This is a genomic window from Burkholderia sp. HI2714 (genome assembly GCF_002223085.1).
Classification (GTDB): domain Bacteria; phylum Pseudomonadota; class Gammaproteobacteria; order Burkholderiales; family Burkholderiaceae; genus Burkholderia; species Burkholderia lata_D.
In genome coordinates this window covers 410,774-430,994 of record NZ_NKFM01000067.1, presented here as the reverse complement: position 1 = coordinate 430,994, position 20,221 = coordinate 410,774, and the positions used below count along the sequence as shown (strand labels likewise).

General features: G+C 69.9%; 18 protein-coding genes and 1 pseudogene. 14 read left to right on the top strand and 5 right to left on the bottom strand.

What is annotated here, in order from left to right; translation table 11 throughout:
- The first annotated feature begins 28 nt into the window (after positions 1-28).
- The 7 genes from CFB82_RS38595 to CFB82_RS38565 are packed head-to-tail and all read left to right on the top strand — an operon-like array spanning position 29 to position 7,351.
- The gene (locus CFB82_RS38595; protein WP_089487555.1) at positions 29-781 is read left to right on the top strand and encodes an SDR family oxidoreductase; all 753 of its coding nucleotides are present in this window, start codon (positions 29-31) and stop codon (positions 779-781) included.
- Positions 772-1,383, top strand: a complete 612-nt coding sequence (locus CFB82_RS38590) for a D-glycero-alpha-D-manno-heptose-1,7-bisphosphate 7-phosphatase (RefSeq protein WP_089487506.1) — start codon at positions 772-774, stop codon at positions 1,381-1,383. The genes CFB82_RS38595 and CFB82_RS38590 overlap by 10 nt, the downstream gene beginning before the upstream one ends.
- Entirely contained in the window at positions 1,380-2,582 is a 1,203-nt protein-coding gene (locus tag CFB82_RS38585; protein WP_089487556.1) for a glycosyltransferase family 9 protein, read from the top strand. Before CFB82_RS38590 ends, CFB82_RS38585 begins: the two co-directional genes overlap by 4 nt.
- 3 nt (positions 2,583-2,585) lie before the next feature.
- Positions 2,586-4,331 (top strand): carbamoyltransferase family protein, encoded by a 1,746-nt coding sequence (locus CFB82_RS38580; protein WP_089487505.1) that lies wholly within the window; start codon positions 2,586-2,588, stop codon positions 4,329-4,331.
- Complete coding sequence (locus CFB82_RS38575) at positions 4,328-5,329, top strand: glycosyltransferase family 2 protein (protein ID WP_089487504.1); 1,002 nt, start codon at positions 4,328-4,330, stop codon at positions 5,327-5,329. Before CFB82_RS38580 ends, CFB82_RS38575 begins: the two co-directional genes overlap by 4 nt.
- The gene (locus tag CFB82_RS38570; RefSeq protein WP_089487503.1) at positions 5,326-6,411 is read left to right on the top strand and encodes a glycosyltransferase family 9 protein; all 1,086 of its coding nucleotides are present in this window, start codon (positions 5,326-5,328) and stop codon (positions 6,409-6,411) included. The genes CFB82_RS38575 and CFB82_RS38570 overlap by 4 nt, the downstream gene beginning before the upstream one ends.
- Positions 6,401-7,351: a glycosyltransferase gene (locus CFB82_RS38565; protein WP_089487502.1), complete on the top strand. Its 951-nt coding sequence runs from the start codon at positions 6,401-6,403 to the stop codon at positions 7,349-7,351. The genes CFB82_RS38570 and CFB82_RS38565 overlap by 11 nt, the downstream gene beginning before the upstream one ends.
- Before the next feature lie 22 nt (positions 7,352-7,373).
- On the opposite strand, the gene CFB82_RS38560 is transcribed toward CFB82_RS38565, so the two are convergent.
- Positions 7,374-8,396, bottom strand: coding sequence for a sigma-54 interaction domain-containing protein (locus CFB82_RS38560; protein WP_089487501.1), 1,023 nt, complete (start codon positions 8,394-8,396; stop codon positions 7,374-7,376).
- A 349-nt stretch (positions 8,397-8,745) separates the two neighbouring features.
- Here CFB82_RS38560 and CFB82_RS38555 point away from each other — a divergent pair, with 349 nt between their 5' ends.
- The gene (locus CFB82_RS38555; RefSeq protein ID WP_089487500.1) at positions 8,746-10,113 is read left to right on the top strand and encodes a sigma-54-dependent transcriptional regulator; all 1,368 of its coding nucleotides are present in this window, start codon (positions 8,746-8,748) and stop codon (positions 10,111-10,113) included.
- A 14-nt stretch (positions 10,114-10,127) separates the two neighbouring features.
- On the opposite strand, the gene CFB82_RS38550 is transcribed toward CFB82_RS38555, so the two are convergent.
- Both CFB82_RS38550 and CFB82_RS38545 read right to left on the bottom strand, forming a co-directional pair.
- On the bottom strand, positions 10,128-11,051 hold the full coding sequence (locus tag CFB82_RS38550) for a glycosyltransferase family 2 protein (protein WP_089487499.1): 924 nt from the start codon (positions 11,049-11,051) through the stop codon (positions 10,128-10,130).
- Complete coding sequence (locus tag CFB82_RS38545) at positions 11,030-11,740, bottom strand: PIG-L family deacetylase (protein WP_089487498.1); 711 nt, start codon at positions 11,738-11,740, stop codon at positions 11,030-11,032. The genes CFB82_RS38550 and CFB82_RS38545 overlap by 22 nt, the downstream gene beginning before the upstream one ends.
- Positions 11,741-11,841: 101 nt before the next feature.
- Between CFB82_RS38545 and CFB82_RS38540 the strand changes: the two genes are divergently transcribed.
- A complete protein-coding gene (locus CFB82_RS38540) occupies positions 11,842-14,157 on the top strand; it encodes a hybrid sensor histidine kinase/response regulator (RefSeq protein ID WP_089487497.1) in 2,316 nt (771 codons plus the stop codon).
- Positions 14,158-14,188: 31 nt separating this feature from the next.
- On the opposite strand, the pseudogene CFB82_RS38535 reads toward CFB82_RS38540, so the two are convergent.
- Both CFB82_RS38535 and CFB82_RS38530 read right to left on the bottom strand, forming a co-directional pair.
- Positions 14,189-15,240: pseudogene (locus tag CFB82_RS38535) on the bottom strand (UDP-glucuronic acid decarboxylase family protein).
- Entirely contained in the window at positions 15,240-16,559 is a 1,320-nt protein-coding gene (locus tag CFB82_RS38530; RefSeq protein ID WP_089487496.1) for a glycosyltransferase family 4 protein, read from the bottom strand. Before CFB82_RS38530 ends, CFB82_RS38535 begins: the two are co-directional and overlap by 1 nt.
- A gap of 242 nt (positions 16,560-16,801) precedes the next feature.
- On the opposite strand from CFB82_RS38530, the gene CFB82_RS38525 reads away from it, so the two are divergent.
- The 5 genes from CFB82_RS38525 to CFB82_RS38505 all read left to right on the top strand — a co-directional run bounded on the left by CFB82_RS38525 (position 16,802) and on the right by CFB82_RS38505 (position 20,188).
- Complete coding sequence (locus CFB82_RS38525; protein ID WP_089487495.1) at positions 16,802-17,206, top strand: BON domain-containing protein; 405 nt, start codon at positions 16,802-16,804, stop codon at positions 17,204-17,206.
- A gap of 30 nt (positions 17,207-17,236) precedes the next feature.
- A complete protein-coding gene (locus tag CFB82_RS38520; RefSeq protein WP_089487494.1) occupies positions 17,237-18,265 on the top strand; it encodes an SDR family oxidoreductase in 1,029 nt (342 codons plus the stop codon).
- Positions 18,266-18,291: 26 nt separating this feature from the next.
- The gene (locus CFB82_RS38515; RefSeq protein ID WP_069250315.1) at positions 18,292-18,591 is read left to right on the top strand and encodes a DUF2795 domain-containing protein; all 300 of its coding nucleotides are present in this window, start codon (positions 18,292-18,294) and stop codon (positions 18,589-18,591) included.
- 64 nt (positions 18,592-18,655) lie between these two features.
- The gene (locus CFB82_RS38510; RefSeq protein WP_089487493.1) at positions 18,656-19,225 is read left to right on the top strand and encodes a hypothetical protein; all 570 of its coding nucleotides are present in this window, start codon (positions 18,656-18,658) and stop codon (positions 19,223-19,225) included.
- Between the two features lie 105 nt (positions 19,226-19,330).
- Positions 19,331-20,188: an SDR family oxidoreductase gene (locus tag CFB82_RS38505; protein ID WP_089487492.1), complete on the top strand. Its 858-nt coding sequence runs from the start codon at positions 19,331-19,333 to the stop codon at positions 20,186-20,188.
- The last annotated feature ends 33 nt before the right edge of the window (positions 20,189-20,221 follow it).

Below are 20,221 nucleotides of genomic sequence, written 5' to 3'. Positions count from 1 at the left end.
TGCGTCCGGACGTCCACGGGAGGTGCAGGTGAACGACGTCAAACACGATCCGGCCCAAGCGCCGCTCGCCGGCCGCGTCGCGCTGGTGACCGGCGGCGGCCGCGGGCTCGGCGAGGCCATTTGCGAAGACCTGGCGCGGCACGGTGCGCACGTGATCGTCGCCGATCTCGACGGCGACCGCGCGGCCGCCGTCGCGCAGCGGCTCGAACGGCACGGTGGGCCGGCGGTCGGCCGGCCGCTCGACGTGCGCGACGAAGCGTCCGTGCTGCAGGTCGTGCACGACGCGCGGGAAGCGCTCGGCGACCTCGACGTGATCGTCAACAACGCGGCGATCGACGTGACCGCGCCGATCGACGACGTGAGCGTCGATGCGTGGCGGCAGGTGCTGATGACGAACCTGCTCGGCCCCTACCTGATGTGCCATGCCGCCGTGCCGATGATGAAGGCGCGCGGCACCGGACATATCGTCAACATCGCGTCGACCGCGTCGAAACGCGCGTGGCCGAATGCATCCGCCTATCACGCGACGAAGTGGGGGCTGCTCGGGCTGTCGCACGCGCTGCATGCCGAACTGCGGCCGGCCGGCGTGAGCGTGTCGGCGATCGTCGCGGGCGGGATGCGCACGCCGTTCGTGCTCGACCGCTTCCCGGACATCGACGCGGACACGCTGCAGCCGGCCGAGAACGTCGCGGCCGCCGTGCGCTTCGTGCTGATGCAGCCACCCGGCACCGTGGTGCCGGAACTGATGGTGCTGCCGATGAAGGAGACGTCATGGCCCTGACGCGCGAAAGGGGGCTGCCCGGGGCCGTGCTGATCGACAAGGACGGCACGTTGCTCGACGACGTGCCCTACAACGTCGATCCGGCGCGGATGCGCCTCGCACCGGGCGCGGCACGCGCGCTGCGCACGCTCGGCACGACCGGCATACCGATCGTGGTCGTCTCGAACCAGCCGGGCGTCGCGCTCGGCCGCTTTACCGAAAACGAACTGGGCGCGGTCCGTCGGCGTCTCGCCGAACTGTTCGAAGCGAACGACGCGACGCTGGCGGATTTTTTCTACTGCCCGCATCATCCGCGTGGCAGCGTGCCGGCTTATACGGTCGACTGCGTCTGCCGCAAGCCGCGCCCCGGCATGTTGCGTCGCGCGCTGGCCGCGCTGGGCGTCGTCCCCGAATGGAGCTGGATGATCGGCGACATCCTCGACGACGTCGCGGCCGGGCGCGCCGCGCGTTGCCGCACGATCCTCGTCGACTGCGGGCACGAGACCGAATGGCGCACCGGCGCCGCGCGTACGCCGCACCATGTCGTCGATCGCGTCGACCTCGCGGCCGACATCGTCGCGCGCGAAGCCGTGCGGCGGCACGGCACGTGGGTGCGGCGATGAACGCCGCGTGGCGTCGCGCGCGACGCATCCTGTGCGTGCGGCTCGACAGCGTCGGCGACGTGCTGATGACGACGCCCGCGTTGCGCGCGCTGAAGGAAAGCGGCGAGGGTCGCCGGCTCACGCTGCTGACGTCGCGCACGGGCGCCGCGCTGGCGGCGCACCTGCCGATGGTCGACGACGTGTGGACCTACGACGCGCCGTGGGTCAAGCACCCCGACGTGCGCGGCGATCCGGTGGCCGATCTCGACATGATCGCTCGGCTGCTGGCCGGCCGTTTCGATGCGGCCGCGGTCTTTACCGTCTACAGCCAGAATCCGCTGCCCGCCGCGATGATGTGCTGGCTGGCGGGCATTCCGCTGCGGCTCGCGCATTGCCGCGAGAACCCGTATGAACTGCTGACCGACCGCGTGCCGGAAAGCGAACCGGAGTCGCACGTGCGGCACGAGGTGGCGCGGCAGCTTGCGCTCGTGCGCGCGATCGGCGCCACGACGTCGAACTGGCGGATGGCGTTCGAGCCGGGCGACGCGGCGCGGCGCGCGGTCAGTGCGCGATTGCGGGCCGCGTTGCAGTGCATCGGCGGCCCGCGCCGGCCGGACGCGCCATCCGCGCGCTGGCTCGTCGTTCATCCGGGCGCGAGCGCGGCGTCGCGTCGCTGGCCGGCCGAGCGCTTCGGCGAGGTGGCCGCGTGCGTCGCGCCGCTGTTCGACGGCATCGCGGTGACGGGTAGCGAGAGCGAGCGCGCGCTGGTCGACACGGTGTGCGCCCGCGCGGGCCCGCGCGCGGTGCCGTTGGCGGGCGCGCTGTCGCTCGGCGAACTCGGTGCGCTGATCGAGACGGCCGACCTGCTGCTGTCGAATAATTCCGGCCCGGTGCATCTCGCGGCCGCGCTCGGCACGCCGGTGGTCGATCTCTATGCGCTGACCAATCCGCAGCACACGCCCTGGCGGGTGCCGCATCGGGTGCTGAACGTCGACGTGCCATGCCGCAACTGCTACCACAGCGTGTGCGATCAACCCGGCCATCCGTGCCTGCGCGCGGTGAGCGTCGACGATGCGGTCGCAGCCGTGCACGCGCTGCTGCGCGGCCGCATACGCCATGCGCGGCGGGCGGCCGTGCGGGCCGCCATGCATGGCGACGGACCGGTCGAGGCGAGGACATCGAACGTGATTCCGTTCGCGCCCGCCATCACGAGGAGCTGACCCATGCCCGCACCGATCCATACGCTCGGCATCAACGCCGCCTTTCACGACAGTGCGGCGTGCCTCGTGCGCGACGGCGTCGTGATCGCGGCCGCCGAGGACGAACGCTTCACGCACGTGAAGCACGCGAAGCGCCCGGTACCGTTCTCGACCTGGGAGCTGCCCTACCATGCGATCGACTACTGTCTCGCGGAGGCCGGCATCGTGCTCGCGGACGTCGACCATGTCGCGTATTCATACGATCCGTGGTTCGAGCTCGACCGCGACACTGCCGAGTCGTCGCTGACCTTGCCGCTTTCGCCGTCGGCCCATGCGCCGCGCAACGGCGGCGCGTCGCCATGGCATCCGCTGTTCCTGTCGTCGATCGTGAACGCGCCGCGCCAGCTCGCGGGCGGTGCGCCGCACCACCTGCAGCGGCGTTTTCGCGGCGTCACGCACGACGGGCCGTTCCGCTGGCATTTCGTCGAGCACCATCTCGCGCACGAAGCGAGCGCGTTTCTCGCGGCGCCTTTCGAGCGCTGCGCGGTGATGACGATGGACGGGCGCGGCGAGCGTGCGACGACGAGCTACGGCGCGTTCGACGGCCGGTCGTACCGGCGGCTCGGCCAGGTCAACCTGCCGCATTCGCTTGGGTTGCTGTACGAACGCGTGACGCGCTACCTCGGCTTCCTGCATTCGTCCGACGAGTACAAGGTGATGGCGCTCGCGTCATACGGCAAGCCGGTGTTCGCCGACGCGATGCGCAAGCTGGTGCGCTATGACGGCGACGGACGCTACGCGATCCTCGACGGCGATCTCGTCGCGCTGTTCGGCCCGCCGCGCGAACGCGGCGGCCCGATCGAGCCGCATCACTGCGACATCGCGCATGCGTTGCAGCGCGTGCTGGAAGAAACGGCCTTGCAGGCGGTCGACTGGCTGGCCGCCGGCACCCGCGAGCGGGAGCTCGCGATGGCGGGCGGCGTCGCGCTGAACTGCGTGATGAACGCGAAGATCCGCGATCGCGGCCCGTTCGACGACGTGTGGGTGCAACCCGCCTCCGGCGACGCCGGCACCGCGCTCGGCGCGGCGCTGTGGACCGACTTCCGGATGCGCGGCGAGCGCGGCGCATGGCGGATGGACCATGCGTATCTCGGGCCGTCATACGATGACGACGCGATCGAGGCGTTCCTGAAGGATGCCCAGCTGCCGTACCGGCGGCTGGCCGACGTCGCCGCGCAAACGGCCGCGCTGCTCGCGGCGAACCGCGTGATCGGCTGGTTCCAGGGGCGCATGGAGTTCGGCCCGCGCGCGCTCGGCGCACGCTCGATCCTCGCGTCGCCGACCGACCCGGACATGCAGCGCAAGCTCAACCGGATCAAGGACCGCGAGGACTTTCGCCCGGTCGCGCCGGTCGTGCTCGAAAGCAAGGCGCATCACTGGTTCCGCGGCGGGCGGCGCACGCCGCTGCGCGCGCCGTTCACGCTGTTCGTGTACGACGTCGCGCCCGGCGCCGAAGCGACGATTCCGGCCGTGCGCCATATCGACGGCACCGCGCGCGTGCAGACCGTCGACGACATCCAGCATCCGCTGCTGCACGCGTTGCTGACCGAGTTCGACGCGCTCACCGGCGTACCGGTGCTCGTCAACACGTCGTTCAATACACGCGGCGAACCGATCGTCTGCACGCCGCGCGACGCGCTCGAATGCTACTGGACGTCGCCGCTCGACGCGCTCGTGATCGGTTCGTTCCTGCTGGAGAAACCGAGATGAACGCGCGCGACACGCAACGACCGCCGGTCGTGTCGGTCGTCGTGCCGACCTACCGGCGGCCCGACTTGCTCGAACGCTGCCTCGACGCACTGTGCGTGCAGGTGTTCGACCCGACGGCCTACGAGATCATCGTGGTCGATGACGATTCCGCCGGCAGCGCGCGGCCCGTCGTCGAGCGGTGCCGGGCGCGCGTGACCGACGTGCCGGCGATTCGCTACATGACCGCGCCCGCCACGCAGGGGCCGGCCGGTGCGCGCAACGTCGGCTGGCGCAGCGCGTGCGGCGCGTTGATCGCGTTCACCGACGACGACACGATTCCCGATCCGGCGTGGCTGCGCCACGGCACGGCCGCGTTGCTGGCCGAACCGTCCGCGGCGGCGGCCGCGGGCCGCATCGACGTGCCGTTGCGGCCGCACCCGACCGACTACGAACGCGACGCGGCCGGCCTCGCACATGCGGAATTCGCGACCGCGAACTGCTTCGTGCGGCGCGTGGCGCTCGAACGTGTCGGCGGCTTCGACGAACGCTTCACGCGCGCATGGCGCGAGGACGCCGACCTGATGTTCGCGTTGCGCGAACACGCCGGGCCGATCGTCGACGCCGATGCGGCGTGCATCGTGCATCCGGTCCGCCCCGCGCGCTGGGGCGCGAGCATCGGCCAGCAGTCGAAGGTCTATTTCGACGCGCTGCTGTACAAGAAGCATCGTGCGACCTACCGCCGCCATATCCGGTCGGCGCCACCGTGGCACTACTACGCGGCGGTGCTCGCCGGGCTCGGCGCGATCGTGTGCTTCGCGGCCGGGTGGCCGGCGCCGGGCGTGGCATGCGCGACGGTCTGGGCCGTGATGACCGCGGCGTTCTGCGTGAAGCGCTTGCGCGGCACCGAGCTCACGCCGTCACACGTTGCCGAGATGATCGTCACGTCCATCGCGATTCCGCCCGTGTCGCTGTACTGGCGCATGCGCGGCGCGCTTCATTTCCGGGTCTTGTTCCTATGACAACCGAACCTCCTGATTTCGAGCGCGTGCAACGCCCGACGCGCATCGCGGTGTTCCGTGCGCTGCAGCTCGGCGACATGCTGTGCGCGGTGCCCGCGTTGCGCGCGCTGCGGCGCGGCGAACCCGACGCGCGGATCACGCTGATCGGGTTGCCGTGGGCGCGCGAGTTTGCTTCGCGTTTCTCGGACTACATCGACGGTTTCATCGCGTTTCCCGGCGCGCCGGGGCTCGACGAACAACCCGTGCCCGACGCAGCCGCCCGTGAAGCGTTCATCGCCGAGTGCCGCGCCCGGGATTTCGACCTCGCGATCCAGCTGCACGGCAGCGGCACGACCACCAACGCGATCGTCGCGTCGCTCGGGGCAACGCGCACGGCCGGCTTCATGCCGGCCGACGGTGGCGCGACCCGGCTCGACCACACGCTCGCCTGGCGGGACGACGAGCCGGAAGTCACGCGTTACCTGGCGCTGATGCGCGCGCTCGGCTATGCGGCATGGGGTGACTACCTCGAATTCCCGCTCGGCGGCCTGGATTATGCGTTGTGGCACGTGCTGTGCGACGAGCATGCGCTCGATCCGGGGCGCTACGTGATCGTGCATCCCGGCGCGCGGATGGCGTCGCGGCGCTGGCCGGTCGAGCGCTTCGCGCTCGCCGCACGGCAGCTCGCCGACGACGGCTGGCAGATCGTGTTGACCGGCACGCGCGCGGAACTGGCGCTGGCCGGTGCGTTCGCCGAGCATCTCGCGCGGCCCTGCGTGAACCTGTGCGGCCGCACGCCGCTCGGCGCGCTTGCCGCGCTGATCGGACGTGCACGGCTGCTGCTGTGCAACGACACGGGCGTGTCGCACGTCGCTGCGGCGCTCGGCACGCCGAGCGTGGTTGTCGCGTGCGGCAGCGACACGGCCCGCTGGGCGCCGCTCGACGGCGCGCGTCATCGCGTCCTCGCGAACCATCCGGCGTGCCGGCCGTGCATGTTCGACACGTGCCCGTATGGGCACGAATGCGCGATGGCGATCGGCGTCGGCGACGTGATCGAGCGGGCGGGCGAAATGCTTGCGGAGGAGAGGCGTCATGTCACGTAAGCGGCTGCGCGTGCTGACCTGGCACGTGCATGGCAACTACCTGTATTACCTGTCGCAGGCGCCGCACGAGTTCTTCATCGTGACGAAGCCGCACGATCCGCCCGGCTATGCAGGCCGCGTCGGGCATCTGCCATGGGGCGACAACGTGCACGAGGTGCCGGTGGAGTGCGTACGCGACACCGCATTCGACTGCGTGCTGTACCAGCATCAGAGCCACTACGAGCACGACCGCCTGCGGCTGCTGAGCGACGACCAGCGTGCGTTGCCGACCCTGTTCGTCGAGCACGATCCGCCGCGCGGGCATCCGACCGATACGCTGCATCCGGTGCAGGATCCGAACGTGCTGCTGGTGCACGTGACGCCGTTCAATGCGCTGATGTGGGACAACGGCGTGACGCCGACGCGTGTGATCGAGCATGGCGTGCTGATGCCCGACAACGTCGCGTACCACGGGACGTTGCCGAAAGGCGTGACGGTCGTGAACAACCTGGCGCGCCGGGGCCGTCGCCTGGGCGCCGACCTGTTCGAGGCCGCGCGTCACAGCGTGCCGCTCGAACTGGTCGGGATGGGCTCGGCCGAGCTGGGCGGGATCGGCGAGGTGCCGAACCCGGCACTGCCGCACTTCCTGTCGCACTACCGGTTCTTTTTCAATCCGATCCGCTATACGAGCCTCGGGCTCGCGGTGATCGAGGCGATGATGATCGGGATGCCGATCGTCGCGTTCGCGACGACCGAGATGGCGTTGCTCGTCCGGAGCGGCCGCAACGGCGTGGCCGATACGCGGCCGGCCGTGCTGATCGATGCGATGCGCATGCTGATCCGCGATCCCGATCTCGCACGCGAGTGGGGCGCCGCCGCGCGACGCGACGCATGCGAGCGCTTCGGCATCGAGCGGTTCGTGCGCGACTGGGACGCGGCGTTGCACGACGTCGCGACGTGAGTCGCACGCGTGCCGCGCGGGCTCAGGGCGTCGGTGCGTCGGGTGGGTTCGGCACGTTCGGCACGTTCGACGCGCCGGTTCCGCGAAACGCATCCCGTTCATGTTCGGGCAGGAGCGCGAGCCGGTTGTACAGCGTCTTCAGGCTGATGCCGAGCGCTTTCGCGGTGCGCGGCTTGTCGCCGTTGAAATGCCGCAGCGACGCGACGATGAAGCGCTGCTGCGTGTGCGCGAGCGTCGTGCCGATATGCAGCGTGATCGCGTTGTGACGACATTCGTCGCGCGGTGGCGCACGGCGCGGCAACTGCAGCTCGATCTGCTCGTCGGCGAGGATGAACGCGCGCTCCAGCGTATTGCGCAGCTCGCGCACGTTACCGGGCCACGTGTAGGCGCGCAACGCCTTCATCGCCTGGATGGACAGCCGTTTTCTCGTGCGGTGCCGCGCATTCAGCCGCTCGACGATCTGCAGCGCGATATCGTCGACGTCGTCCTCGCGCTGCCTGAGCGGAGGCACGTGCAGCGCGACCGTCGCGATTCGGTAGAACAGGTCCTCGCGCAGCCGCCCGCTGCGCACGGCCTCGACCGGGTCGTGATGGGTGGCGGCGACGATCCGCACGTCGAGCGGGATCGATTCGTGGCCGCCGACCCGCACGATCGAGTTCGACTCGAGCGTGCGCAGCAGCTTGACCTGCAGCTCGGCCGGCATTTCGGCGATCTCGTCGAGAAACAGCGTGCCGCCGCGCGCGGCCTCGAACATGCCGACATGCTGGGCAACGGCGCCGGTGAAACTGCCTTTCTCGTGACCGAACAGATGCGATTCCGCAATGTCGTGCGGGATCGCGCCGCAATTGACGGGAACGAACGGCCCGCGGCGGCGTGGGCTCAGGTCGTGCAAGAGCCGCGCGACGATGTCCTTGCCCGCGCCGCTTTCGCCGACGATCAGCACGCCGACGCGTGTCGCGGCCACGCGCGACACCTTCAGCAACAGGGTCTGGATCGCACGCGAGCGGCCGAAGAGCCGCGCGCCGTCATCGACGGGTTTCGACATGGGGGTGGGATATCGAATGGGAAGATTTGACCGAATGCGCCGAGACCGGATGAAAAAATGACGTGGCATGCGTCACCGTTTTCCTGTATCGAGAATACCTTTTATACCGGTGGTGAGACATTGAATCTGCAATGCGCGCCGCGCGGCCGGATAGATTTATTCGATTGGCGGAGAATGCGCGACACCGTTCTTCTATACTGCTAAGCGTTGCGTCCCGGGCACGAACGCTCGCCCGTCCGATCATGCGCAGCGCGGCGCGTGCCGCCGCAAAACGAGGCGGAGACAATGCGCTGCGCGTCCGTCGCGGTGCCGGCCATGCAGGGGGCGGGCCGCTTCACGAGGAGCCTCGATGCCCTACGTCCTGATCGTCGAAGACGATGCCGATACACGCACCATGCTCGCGACGCTCGCACGCACACAGCAGCTGTCGTGCGATACGGCCGCGACGCTCGAGGAAGCGCGCACGCTCGTGTCGACGCATCCCCCCGATCTCGTGCTGTGCGATCTCGTACTGCCGGACGGCAACGGGATGGATCTGTTCGATGCGTTGCCGAAGCGTGCGCACTGTGAAATCGTGCTGACCACCGGCCACGCGAGTCTCGAAACCGCGATCGATGCGCTGCGTCGCGGCGCAACCGACTACCTGGTGAAGCCGCTCAACATGCAGCGGCTGAACAGCATCTTCGCGCGCGTGCCGCGCACCACCGCGCTGCATGAAGAGATTGCCGAACTGCGCTCGGAACTGCAGCGGCTCGGGCGCTTCGGCCGCATGCTCGGCAGCTCGCCCGCGATGCAGACCGTCTACGACGCGATCGGCCGCGTGGCGCGCACCGAGGCGTCGGTGCTGTTGACGGGCGAATCGGGCACCGGCAAGGAGCTGGCCGCGCAGACGGTGCACGACCTGAGCCTGCGCCGCCGCGGCCCGTTCCTCGCGGTGAATTGCGGCGCGATCGCCGCGAACCTCGTCGAGAGCGAGATGTTCGGCCACGACCGCGGCAGCTTCACGGGCGCGGAGCGCCAGCACAAGGGCTTCTTCGAACGCGCGGACGGCGGCACGCTGTTTCTCGACGAGATCACCGAGATGCCGCTCGAGTCACAGGTCAAGCTGCTGCGCGTGCTCGAGACGGGGCGCCTCACGCGGCTCGGCTCGACGCGCGAGATCGATGTCGACGTGCGCATCGTCGCGGCGACCAACCGCGACCCGGAGGCCGCGATGGCCGACGGCAAGCTGCGGCCCGACCTGTTCCACCGGATCAACGTGTTCCCGATCCCGCTGCCGTCGCTGCGCGAGCGCGGCGACGACATCCCGATGCTCGCCGATGCATTCCTGCAGCAGTTCAACGCCGAAAGCGGCCGGAACCTGCGCTTCTCGCCCGCCGCGCGCGACGCGCTGAAGACTTACGCGTGGCCCGGCAACGTACGCGAGCTGCGCAACTTCGTGCAGCGCGCGAGCATCTTCAGCGATACGGACCTGATTGATACGCTGCCGCCGCCGATCATGGACGAATTGTCGAGCATGGTCGATTCGCATGACGATCGCGTCACGGTGCCGTTCGGCACGCCGCTCGAGGAAGTCGACCGCAAGCTGATCCTCGGCACCATCGCGCAATGCGGGGGCGTGAAGGCGCAGGCGGCCGAGGTGCTCGACGTCAGCCTGAAAACGATCTACAACCGGCTCGCGCAACTGGATGACGATGCAGGAAAACCGGATTCCTGATGGTGCCGCCGCGCTCATGCTCCGTTGCACGCATCCCGACGCGCATCACGGTCGAGCTGGCGGCGCAGGCGTTCCACGTGCGGCGGGGTCGCACGGCGCTCCCGCAGGATCCACGCCAGGCCCGCGAACGTGCGCGCGAGCATGCGGTCGCGCCACAGGCGCGGCAGCAGCCGCACGGTCTGCCGCAGCGCGGCCGGGGCCGGCCACCTGAGCCAGGCGGTCCATACCGCGTTGCGGGCGGTGACGCGGGCGCGCGTCAGCGAGTCGCGCTGCGGCGACGGGTCATGGTGGACCGTGAGGCGCGGCGCATAGACGAGCCATTCGCCGGCGCGGTACAGGTCGAGCGCGAGCAGCGCTTCCTCGCCGCCGAGAAAGTAGCGCGGATGGTGGCCGCCTGCCTTCACGAACGCGTCGCGCCGGAACGCCGTCGCGCCGGCCAGCAAGCCGAGGATCGGGCGGCCGGGCAGCGTGACGGGCGCATCGAGCGGGCTGTCGGCCATCCGGCGGCAGGTTGGGTCTTCGCGCTGATCGGCGCCGACGAGCACGCGTGCGGTGACGGCCGCGACGTGCGGATACGCGTCGAGCAGGTCCGCCGCTTGCTCCATCGAACCGGGCGCCCACCAGGTGTCGTCGTCGCAGAACGCGACGTGGCGCGTGCGGGCGACGGCCACGCCGAGGTTGCGGCCGGCCGCGCCGAGATTGGCGGGCGCATGCACGAGTACGACGTGCGGAAAGCGGTGGCGGATCAGGGCGGCGGTGTCGGCTTCCGACGCATTGTCGACGACGACGATGGCGGGGCGGTCGGGCAGCGACGAGAGCCGGGCCAGCGTGTGCGCGAGCCCGGCCGGTCGTCTGTAGGTCAGCACGATGGCGGTCACGCGTGGTTCGGCCGGGGGCGCAACGTTGCGCGCGGATGTTACGCGAACGTGACGTCGCATTCGAGCCGCCAGTACGTTTCGGGTTCCTTGAGATCGGCGCGCATATGAGAATCGAACAACGCAATCTGGCTCGCATACGCGGCGACCGCGGCGCTTTTCGCGGCGATGGCTTCCGCGCGGTCGCAGGCCGGGGCGCCGGCCGGATGGGCGATCCAGCCGCGCTCGCGCCAGCCGGTCACGCGCGTGGCCATCAGCCCCGCGATCCGGCGATACGGTACGTCCTCGTAGAAGCGCCACGCGCGCGCCGCGTCGTGCGAGGCGCGTGCGCGATCCAGCAGCGACAGCGCGGCCTGCTGCACGTGCAGGTGATCCCGGTGGAACAGGCCGGCCGGCGCGAGGACGCCGAATCCGGCATGTGCGTCAATCTCCTGTGCCAGGCGCGCGGCAATCGCTGCCGATGCGGCGGGCATCCCGTATTGATCGTCGAGAAAGTCGAGCCAGACCGGCCGCGCGTCGAGCCGTGCGAGCGCGCGTCGGTCTTCGTCGCGGCGCGCGCGCACGGCTTCGTCGGCGCGATGGAAGCCTGCGCGGCGATCCCACGGCGGCACCGGCGCATCGCGCGGCGGAATGCCGGCGAACACGGTGACGACGATCGAACCGGGCGCCGCGGCAAGCAGGCGCCCGCAACTGAAGACGGCGTCGTCCGGATGGGGCGAGACAACGAGCCAGCATGTCGGGGCATGCGTCACGAGATGATCTCCCGGGTGGGTGGCCAGCCGGGCGAGCAGGCATCGTGCCCGGCCATCGTTTCCGCGAGGGCGCCCGGCCACTCGCGGCAGGAATGCGTCCGATGATTGAAATGACCCGTCCGCGAGCCGGCAGTTACGTGATGGCAGCGATGCTGGTCGCGATCGCGACCGTGTTGCAGTCGCTCGCGATCCGTTTCGGCGGCGTGAACCTGCCGTTCGTGCTGTACTACCCGTTGCTCGCGGGCGCCGCATGGGCGACGTCGTTCCTGTTCGGCATCGTGTCGACCGTGGCCAGCGGCATACTCGTGTGGACGCTGTTCCTCTCGGATCCCGCGGCCTATACGCAGCCGCTGCCCGATCGGCTCGTGCAGCTCGGCACGTTCATGCTGGTCGGCGTGCTGGTGTGTGCGCTCGCGGCGATGCTGCGCCATACGCGGCTCACGAACGATCGTGCGCGCCGGCGCGAGGCGGCCGCGCGGCAGCGGCTCGAAGCCGTGTTGCAGGCACTGCCGCACGGTGTGATCGCGGCCGATGCGAACGGGCGGCTCACCTACCTCAACGCAGCCGCGGCCGCGCTCGTCGGCTGCACGCCGGAAGACGCGACGGGGCGGCCCGCGCGCGACGTGCTGCGGATCGTCGACCATGAGGGCCGCCGCGTGCCGACGACCCCGCTCGAACGCGCGCTCGGCGGCGCCCATGCGACGTCCGACCGGCACTGGCTGCAGGCGACGGAGGGCGGCGATCCGGTACCGGTCGTCGAGGTGGCGTCGCCGCTCGGTGACGTGGACGGCAACATCGACGGCGCGGTGATGATCGTGCGCGACGCCAGTGCGGACCGCGCGCGGGTCGATGCGTCGCGTCTTCAGCAAGCGGTCGTCGACGCATCGCCCGACGCGATCGTCGGCGTCGACGGCGATGGCCGCATCGTCAGCTGGAACCCGGCCGCGCAGCGGATGTTCGGCTACGAGGAAGACGACGCACGCGGCCGTTCGCTCGAGACGTTCGTCGCGATGCGCTGGCTGTGGCGCAGGCCGTTCGCCGAATCGTTCGACGCCATGCGCGATGCGGTCGGGCCGGTCGAACTGCTGTGCGTCCGGCGCGATGGCCGGCGGTTTCGTGCGACCGTGTCGGCGCGCCGGTTGCGCGGCGACGCGGGCGCGACCCTCGCGCTGTCGCTGACGCTGCACGAAACCGGTGCGCGGCGCCGGCGTGATCTGCGCGCGCAGCGGTCGCTGCAGGGCGCGCGCGATGCGCGCGACCAGGCCGATACGTCGAACCGGTTGAAGGACGAGTTGCTGGCCACGGTGTCGCACGAATTGCGCACGCCGCTGAACGTGATCTACGGTTGGATCGAGGTACTGCGCCATTCGGTCGACCACGCGCTCCAGCGTCAGGCGATCGATGCGATCGACCGCAGCGCGCGCTCGCTCACGCGGATGGTCGGCGACATTCTCGATGCATCGTCGCTCGCGACCGGCAAGCTGCGGCTCGACACGGCGCCGGTCGACATCGCGCGGCTGTTCTCCGACTCGGTCGGCACGTTCCAGACGGCCGCGTCGTCGGCCGGCGTCATGCTCGAATTCGCTTGCGGGTCCAGCACGTTCATCGTGTCCGGCGACGCCGAACGGTTGCGGCAGATGCTGTCGAACCTCGTGTCGAACGCGCTCAAGTTCACGCCGGGCGGCGGCAGCGTGCATGTCGGGCTGGCGCGCAACGGCACGCACGCGGTGTTGACCGTGGCCGATACGGGGCAGGGGGTCGCGCCCGAGTTCGTGCCGTACGTCTTCGACATGTTCCGTCGCGCGGACGATTCGCCCGCGTCGTCGCGGCGCGGGCTCGGCCTGGGGCTGTCGATCGTGCGGCATATCGCGGAGCTGCACGGCGGCACCGTGACGGCCGAAAGCGCGGGCCGCAATCTCGGCTCGACGTTCACTGTGAGGCTGCCGGCCGACTGGCAGCCGGCCGGCGCGATGGCGTGGGGGTTCGCGCAGGCGGGCGACCGTCACGCACCGCTCGGGCTCGCCACGCAGCGGATCCTGATCGTCGACGATGATGCGACGACGCGCGCGAGCCTGACCGCCGCGCTGACGACGTTCGGCGCGGCCGTCACGGTCGCGTCGTCGGGCCGCGAAGCGCTCGCGATGGCCGCCGACCTGCAGCCCACCGTCGTGCTTTCCGATCTCGCGATGCCGGACGGTGACGGCTTCTGGTTGCTCGACGCGCTTCGGCACGGCGCCGGCAACGGCAACGGCGAGGGCGACACGCGGAACCTGCGCGTGCTCGCCGTCACCGCGCACGCGGGCCCGGCGGACGAGCGCCGTGCCCTCGAGGCCGGCTTCGACGGCTATCTGTGCAAGCCGGTCGACGTGCGCGAACTGGCGCACAAGATCATGCTCGTGACGAAGGGCGACGACTGACGGTCGGTGCGCGCCGGATGCACCGGCGTCGTCACTGCGCCGGTGCCGGGCGGCGCGGCATATCGACCTGCGCGAGCAGGTGCGACGCGATTTGCGTGCTGCGCACGAGATCGCCCGGTTGGTGAAGCGCGGCCTGCCGATGAATGAAGTACCGGACGGTACGCGCGAGCCCGGTGGCGAGCGGCGTGGTCGCGCGCCAGTCGAGGCGCCGCTGCGCGGCGTCGAGGTTCGGCCGCCGCTGGCGCGGATCGTCGGATGGCAGCGGCCGGAACTCGATCGCGACCGTCGCGCCGACGATCCGCACGACTTCGCGCGCGACGTCGAGCATCGCGATTTCGGCGTCGCTGCCGAGATTGACCGGCTCGCTCGCGTCGCCCGGCTCATTCATCAGCCGAATCAGCGCATCGATCATGTCGTCCACGTAACAGAACGAGCGCGTCTGCCTGCCGTCGCCGTAGACGGTCAGCGGCGCGTCGGCGAGCGCCTGCGTGATGAAGTTCGACACGACGCGGCCGTCGGCCGGATGCATGCGCGGGCCGTACGTGTTGAAGATGCGCGCGATCCGCACGTCGACGCCGTACTGGCGGTGATAGTCCATGAACAGCGTTTCCGCGCAGCGCTTGCCTTCGTCGTAGCAGGCGCGCAGGCCGACCGGGTTCACGCGGCCGCGGTATTGCTCGTACTTCGGATGGACGTCGGGGTCGCCGTGCACCTCGCTCGTGGACGCCTGCAGGATGCGCGCCTTCACGCGCTTCGCGAGGCCGAGCAGGTTGATCGCGCCATGCACGCTCGTCTTGGTCGTCTGGACGGGGTCGCGCTGGTAGTGGACGGGACGGGCGACGCGGGGCACGCGAGGTTGTAGATCTCGTCGACTTCGACATAGAGCGGAAACGTCACGTCGTGCCGCATCAATTCGAAGGTCGGCGCGTCGAGCAGATGCGCGATGTTGTCCTTCGTGCCGGTGTAGAAGTTGTCGACGCACAGCACGTCGTGGCCGTCCGACACGAGGCGTTCGCACGGATGCGAGCCGAGGAAGCCGGCGCCGCCGGCGACGAGCACGCGTTTGCGATCATGGCCCTTCATCATGCGTTCTCCTTGCGATGGGCGAGCGCGCCCGATGTGATCGAGACGGGGGTGCGGCGACCGGTGCCGGCCGACGCGCCGGCGCTGCGCGGTCGGGCGACGTCGCGATAGATGTCGACGAGCCGGTCGGCCACGCCTTTCCAGGTATAGAACCGATGCGCGCGCAGGTAGCCGGCGCGTCCCAGCGTCGCGCACAGATCGGGTTGCGCGCGCAACTGGACGAGCCGCGCGGCCAGCGCGGCGGGATCGCGCGGGGGGACGAGGTAGCCGGTCGTTCCGTCGTCCACCGTCGTGCGGATGCCGCCGACGTGGCTGCCGATCACCGGCGGCGCGCAGGCCATGGCCTCGAACGGTGTGATGCCGAACGGCTCGTACCACGGGGTCGTGACGAACACGTCGGCCGCGCTGTAGTACAGGTGCAGCGTGTCGCGGTCGCGCCGGCCGACGAAGGTCACGCGGTTGGCGATCCCCAGTTCGTGCGCCAGCCCGGCGAGGCGGGCGAGTTCCGGGTCGCGTGCCGGATCGGGCGTGGCCTGGCTGCCGCCGACGATGTAGAGGTGGGTCGGCCGTTGCGGATCGCGCGGCATGCGGGCCAGTGCGTCGATCACCGTGTCGATGCCTTTGCGCGGCACGAGGCGGCCGAGCTGCAGCACGACGAAGGCATCCTGCGGCCAGCCGAGCTGCGCACGCGCGTCGATGCGCGGCGTCGGCCTGAGTTCCCGCACGTCGAAACCGCACGGCACGATCTCGATGCGCGCGGCGTCGGCGCGATAGTGCGTCATCAGGTCGAGTGCATCCTGCGGGCATTCGGCGATCACGCGGTCCGAGCGGCGCGCGAGCGTGTCCTCGATCGCGAAGCGCGCATCGGGGAAGCCGTCGGCGTCGCCCTGATGGAGCCGGCGCACGCGACCGAGCGCATGGAAGGTCGTGACGAGCGGGATGCCGAGCCGCCGCTTCACGCGCAACGCCGCGTCGCCCGACATGAAGAAGTTCGCGTGCATCACGTCGACCGGGTCGGGCTCGCGTCGCATGCGCGCGACCATGCCGTCCGCGAACGCGGCCATGTACGGCAGCAGCCGCTCCTTGGGGATGTCGGTCGGTGGTCCGGCCGGTACGTGGATCACGCGCATGCGCGTGCCGATCGGCACGACTTCCGGCAGGTGCGGGTTGTCGCAGCGCGTATAGACATCGACGTCGAGGCCGCGCTCGGCCAGCTGCTTCGCGACGTTCGCGACGTAGATGTTCTGCCCGCCGGCATCGACGCCGCCGATCACCCCCAGCGGCGATGCGTGCTCACTGATCAACGCGATTCTTTGCATGGTGTTGCTCCCGGTAACGGGGCCGCGTGGATGGGCCACTGTTGCCAGTGGTTCGGCAAGCGGCATACCCGGGGCGTTGCCCGTGAAGCCGCCCGTCGCGATACCGAAAAAATTACAACGGGTTGGATGAAAGGGCGTCTGATCGGGAGAACCCGCGGCGGCGCCGCACGGGCACCGAGGCACGCGACTTGCGCTGCCCCGTTCACCCGCCGGCAACCCCGGTTCGACGAAAGGAGGTCACGATGAAGGCATTTCCGCTGCAAGCCCGTTCCTTGAGGTTCCGTCGTCGCAACGCCATGCGCACCGGCATGGCGATCGCGATCGCCGCCACCACGGCGTGCGCGGTGATCGCACCGGTCGCAGTCGCCGCCGGCGACGACAGTGCCGCGTCGACGTCAGCGTCGTCGTCGCATTCGTCGACCGGCGCGAAGATCCGCGACGCCACGATCACGACCAAGGCGAAGGCCGAGCTCGTCGGGACGAACGGCCTGTCGTCCGGCGACATCCACGTGAAGACGCGGCGCGGCATCGTGACGCTCACCGGCAGCGTGCCCGACGAGGCGCAGCGCACGCAGGCCGTCAGCGTCGTGAAGCAGGTCGACGGCGTACAGGACGTGCGCGATCAGTTGACGATCCGGGCCAAGTGACCGCGGCCGCGCCGCACAAGGAGTCCAGTCATGCAATGCATGCTCAAACCGGTCGGCGAGCAGACGATCGTGATCACCGGCGCGACGAGCGGCATCGGCCTCGTCACCGCGCGCAAGGCCGCCCGCCGCGGCGCGAAGCTGGTGCTGTTCGCGCGGAATGAAGCCGCGCTCAACACGTTGTGCGAGGAGCTTCGCCAGCATGGCGATCTCGCGGTGGCGGTCGCGGGCGACGTGGGCAATCTCGAGGATCTGCAACGCGCGGCCGCCAAGGCGGTCGAGACCTACGGCGGTTTCGACACGTGGGTCAACAACGCCGGCGTATCGATCTTCGGTCCGGCTTCGGCCGTGCCGCTCGACGACCAGCGCAAGCTGTTCGACACCAACTACTGGGGCGTCGTGCACGGGTCGCTCGTCGCGGCCGACCACTTCCGGCGCAAGAACGACTTTCATGGCGGCGCGATCATCAACATGGGCAGCGAGGCGTCCGACGCGCCGGTGCCGTTGCAGAGCGCGTATGCGGCGTCCAAGCATGCGGTGAAGGGCTTTACCGATTCGCTGCGGCTCGAGATGGAGGGTGACCACCTGCCGATATCCGTGACGTTGATCAAGCCGGCCGCGATCGACACGATGCTCGTGATGCACGCGAAAAACTACATGAACGTCGAGGCGAAGCTGCCGCCGCCGATCTACGACCCGGAACTGGTGGCCGACGCGATCCTGTTCGCGGCCGCGCATCCGCGCCGCACGCTGTTCGTGGGCGGCGCGGCGAAGTTCACGTCGGCGAGCGCGTATCACGCGCCGCGCCTGTTCGATCGCGTCGCGGCCCGGCTCTTCTGGCGCAGCCAGCGCACGGATCGCCCCGCCCGCCCGCGCGACGACAACGCGCTGTACGAGCCACGCCATGCGTTGCACGAGCGCGAAGGCATGAACGGGCCCGTGCTGCGCGGTTGCGCCTACAACACGGTGGTTCAGCGGCCGAAGGTGGCGGGGGCGGTCGCCCTCGGCGCGGTGGCGCTGGTGGTCGCCGCGCTGGCGCGTGCGCGCCGTGCGTCGACGTGATTTCGTTCATCCCCAAGGAGATTTTCATGACATCCCGACAACATACGGGCCACGAGTACAGCCACTCACGCGCGCACGAAGGCGAGCGCGTGCAGCAGGACCATGACAAGGGCGGCCATCAGGGCGGCCACGGCAAGGCGCCGAGCCCGATCGACGTGCAGAAGGCGTTGAAGGGCATGGACTATCCGGCCAGCAAGGCGGCGGTCGTCGAGTGCGCGGAACGCTCGCATGCGGACCCCGGCGTGATCGACATGCTCCGCCGCATTCCCGATCGCGAATACGGCACGCCGGCCTCGGTGTCGAAGGAACTCGGGCGGCTGATGTGAGCGCCGCCCCGTCGCGCCGCGTGCGGTGGCACGCGGCGCCACCACCGTCACGAGGAGCACGACCATGGCGATGATCGTCGCAGGCCGCTTCACGACGTTCGACGAAGCGGAAGGTGGGGCGCGTCACCTTTACGAGCGCGCGTTCGGCTCGGACGACGTATCGATCTTCTTCCTGAATCCCGCCGGACAGCATGCGCGCTTTCCGATCGGCGGCGACGTCTATGCCGATACGGCGGCGAAGCCGGGCGGGCGCGGCGCGATGATCGGCGCGATCCGCGGGGTGGTGATCGGTATCGTCGTGGGGCTCCTCGTCTACGCGATCGGCGTGCGCTACTGGTTCGTTCCGGCTGCGGCCGCGCTGGCCGGCGCGTATCTCGGCGCATTCGGCGGCGCGCTGGGCCGCATGCGCGGCGAGCAGGCCGAGGGCAAGGGCACGCTCGCGCAGAGCGAATCCGGCGTGATCCTCGCGGTGCGCGTGGCGCCCGATACCGTGAATACCGCGGAAGACGTGCTGCGCGCGACCGGTGCGTCGTCGATCGAGCGTGTCGAGGGCGACTGGCAGGACGGCGAGTGGCGTGACTTCGATCCGGTACGCCGGCCCGGCGAGCCCGCATCGGGCGGCCATCCACGCTGAATTTTTCACGCCCGTTCGCAGCGTCGCACGCGCAACGAGGTCGCTGCCGTGCGCGGCACGCCGCTTGCGAGCGTTTGACGACACCGTTCAGGGAGGAACGAACCCATGACTACCGCACAGACCCCGCCGCCCCAGCACCAGGACCACCAGCCGGGCACCGAGCGCGACATGCATCCGCAGCCGCGCGACGAGGCGGCCGACTACGTCGGCAGCGGCAAGCTCGCCGGCAAGGTCGCGCTCGTGACGGGCGGCGACAGCGGGATCGGCCGTGCGGTCGCGATCGGCTTCGCGAAGGAAGGGGCCGACGTCGCGATCGTCTACCTGAAGGAGTCCGCCGACGCCGCGCATACGAAGCAGCTGATCGAGCGGGCCGGCCGGCGTTGCGAGGCGATCATGTGCGACGTGGGCGACCGACGGCAGGCGCACGACGCGGTGGCGCGCACGGTCGAGCGGCTCGGGCGGCTCGACGTGCTCGTGAACAACGCGGGCGAACAGCATCCGCGCCCGGGCATCGAGGACGTGACCGAGGAACAGCTCGAACGCACGTTCCGTACGAACGTGTACGGGATGGTCTTCTGCACGCAGGCCGCGCTGCCGCACATGAAGCACGGCGGACGCATCGTCAACACCGCGTCGGTGACCGCGTATCACGGCAATCCGACGCTGCCCGACTACTCGGCGACCAAGGGCGCGATCGTCGCGTTCACGCGGTCGCTGTCGGCGGAGCTGGCCGAACGCGACATCCGCGTCAACGCGGTCGCGCCCGGACCGATCTGGACGCCGCTGATTCCGTCGACGTTCACGGCCGAGCAGGTCGCGAAGTTCGGCGAGAACGTGCCGCTCAAGCGGCCGGGGCAGCCGGACGAACTGATCGGCTGCTACGTGCTGCTCGCGTCGGAAGGCGCGAGCTACATGACCGGGCAGACGCTGCACCCGAACGGCGGCTCGATCGTCGGCGGCTGACGGCCGTCTGTCGCCCCATGCAAGGAGGAAGCA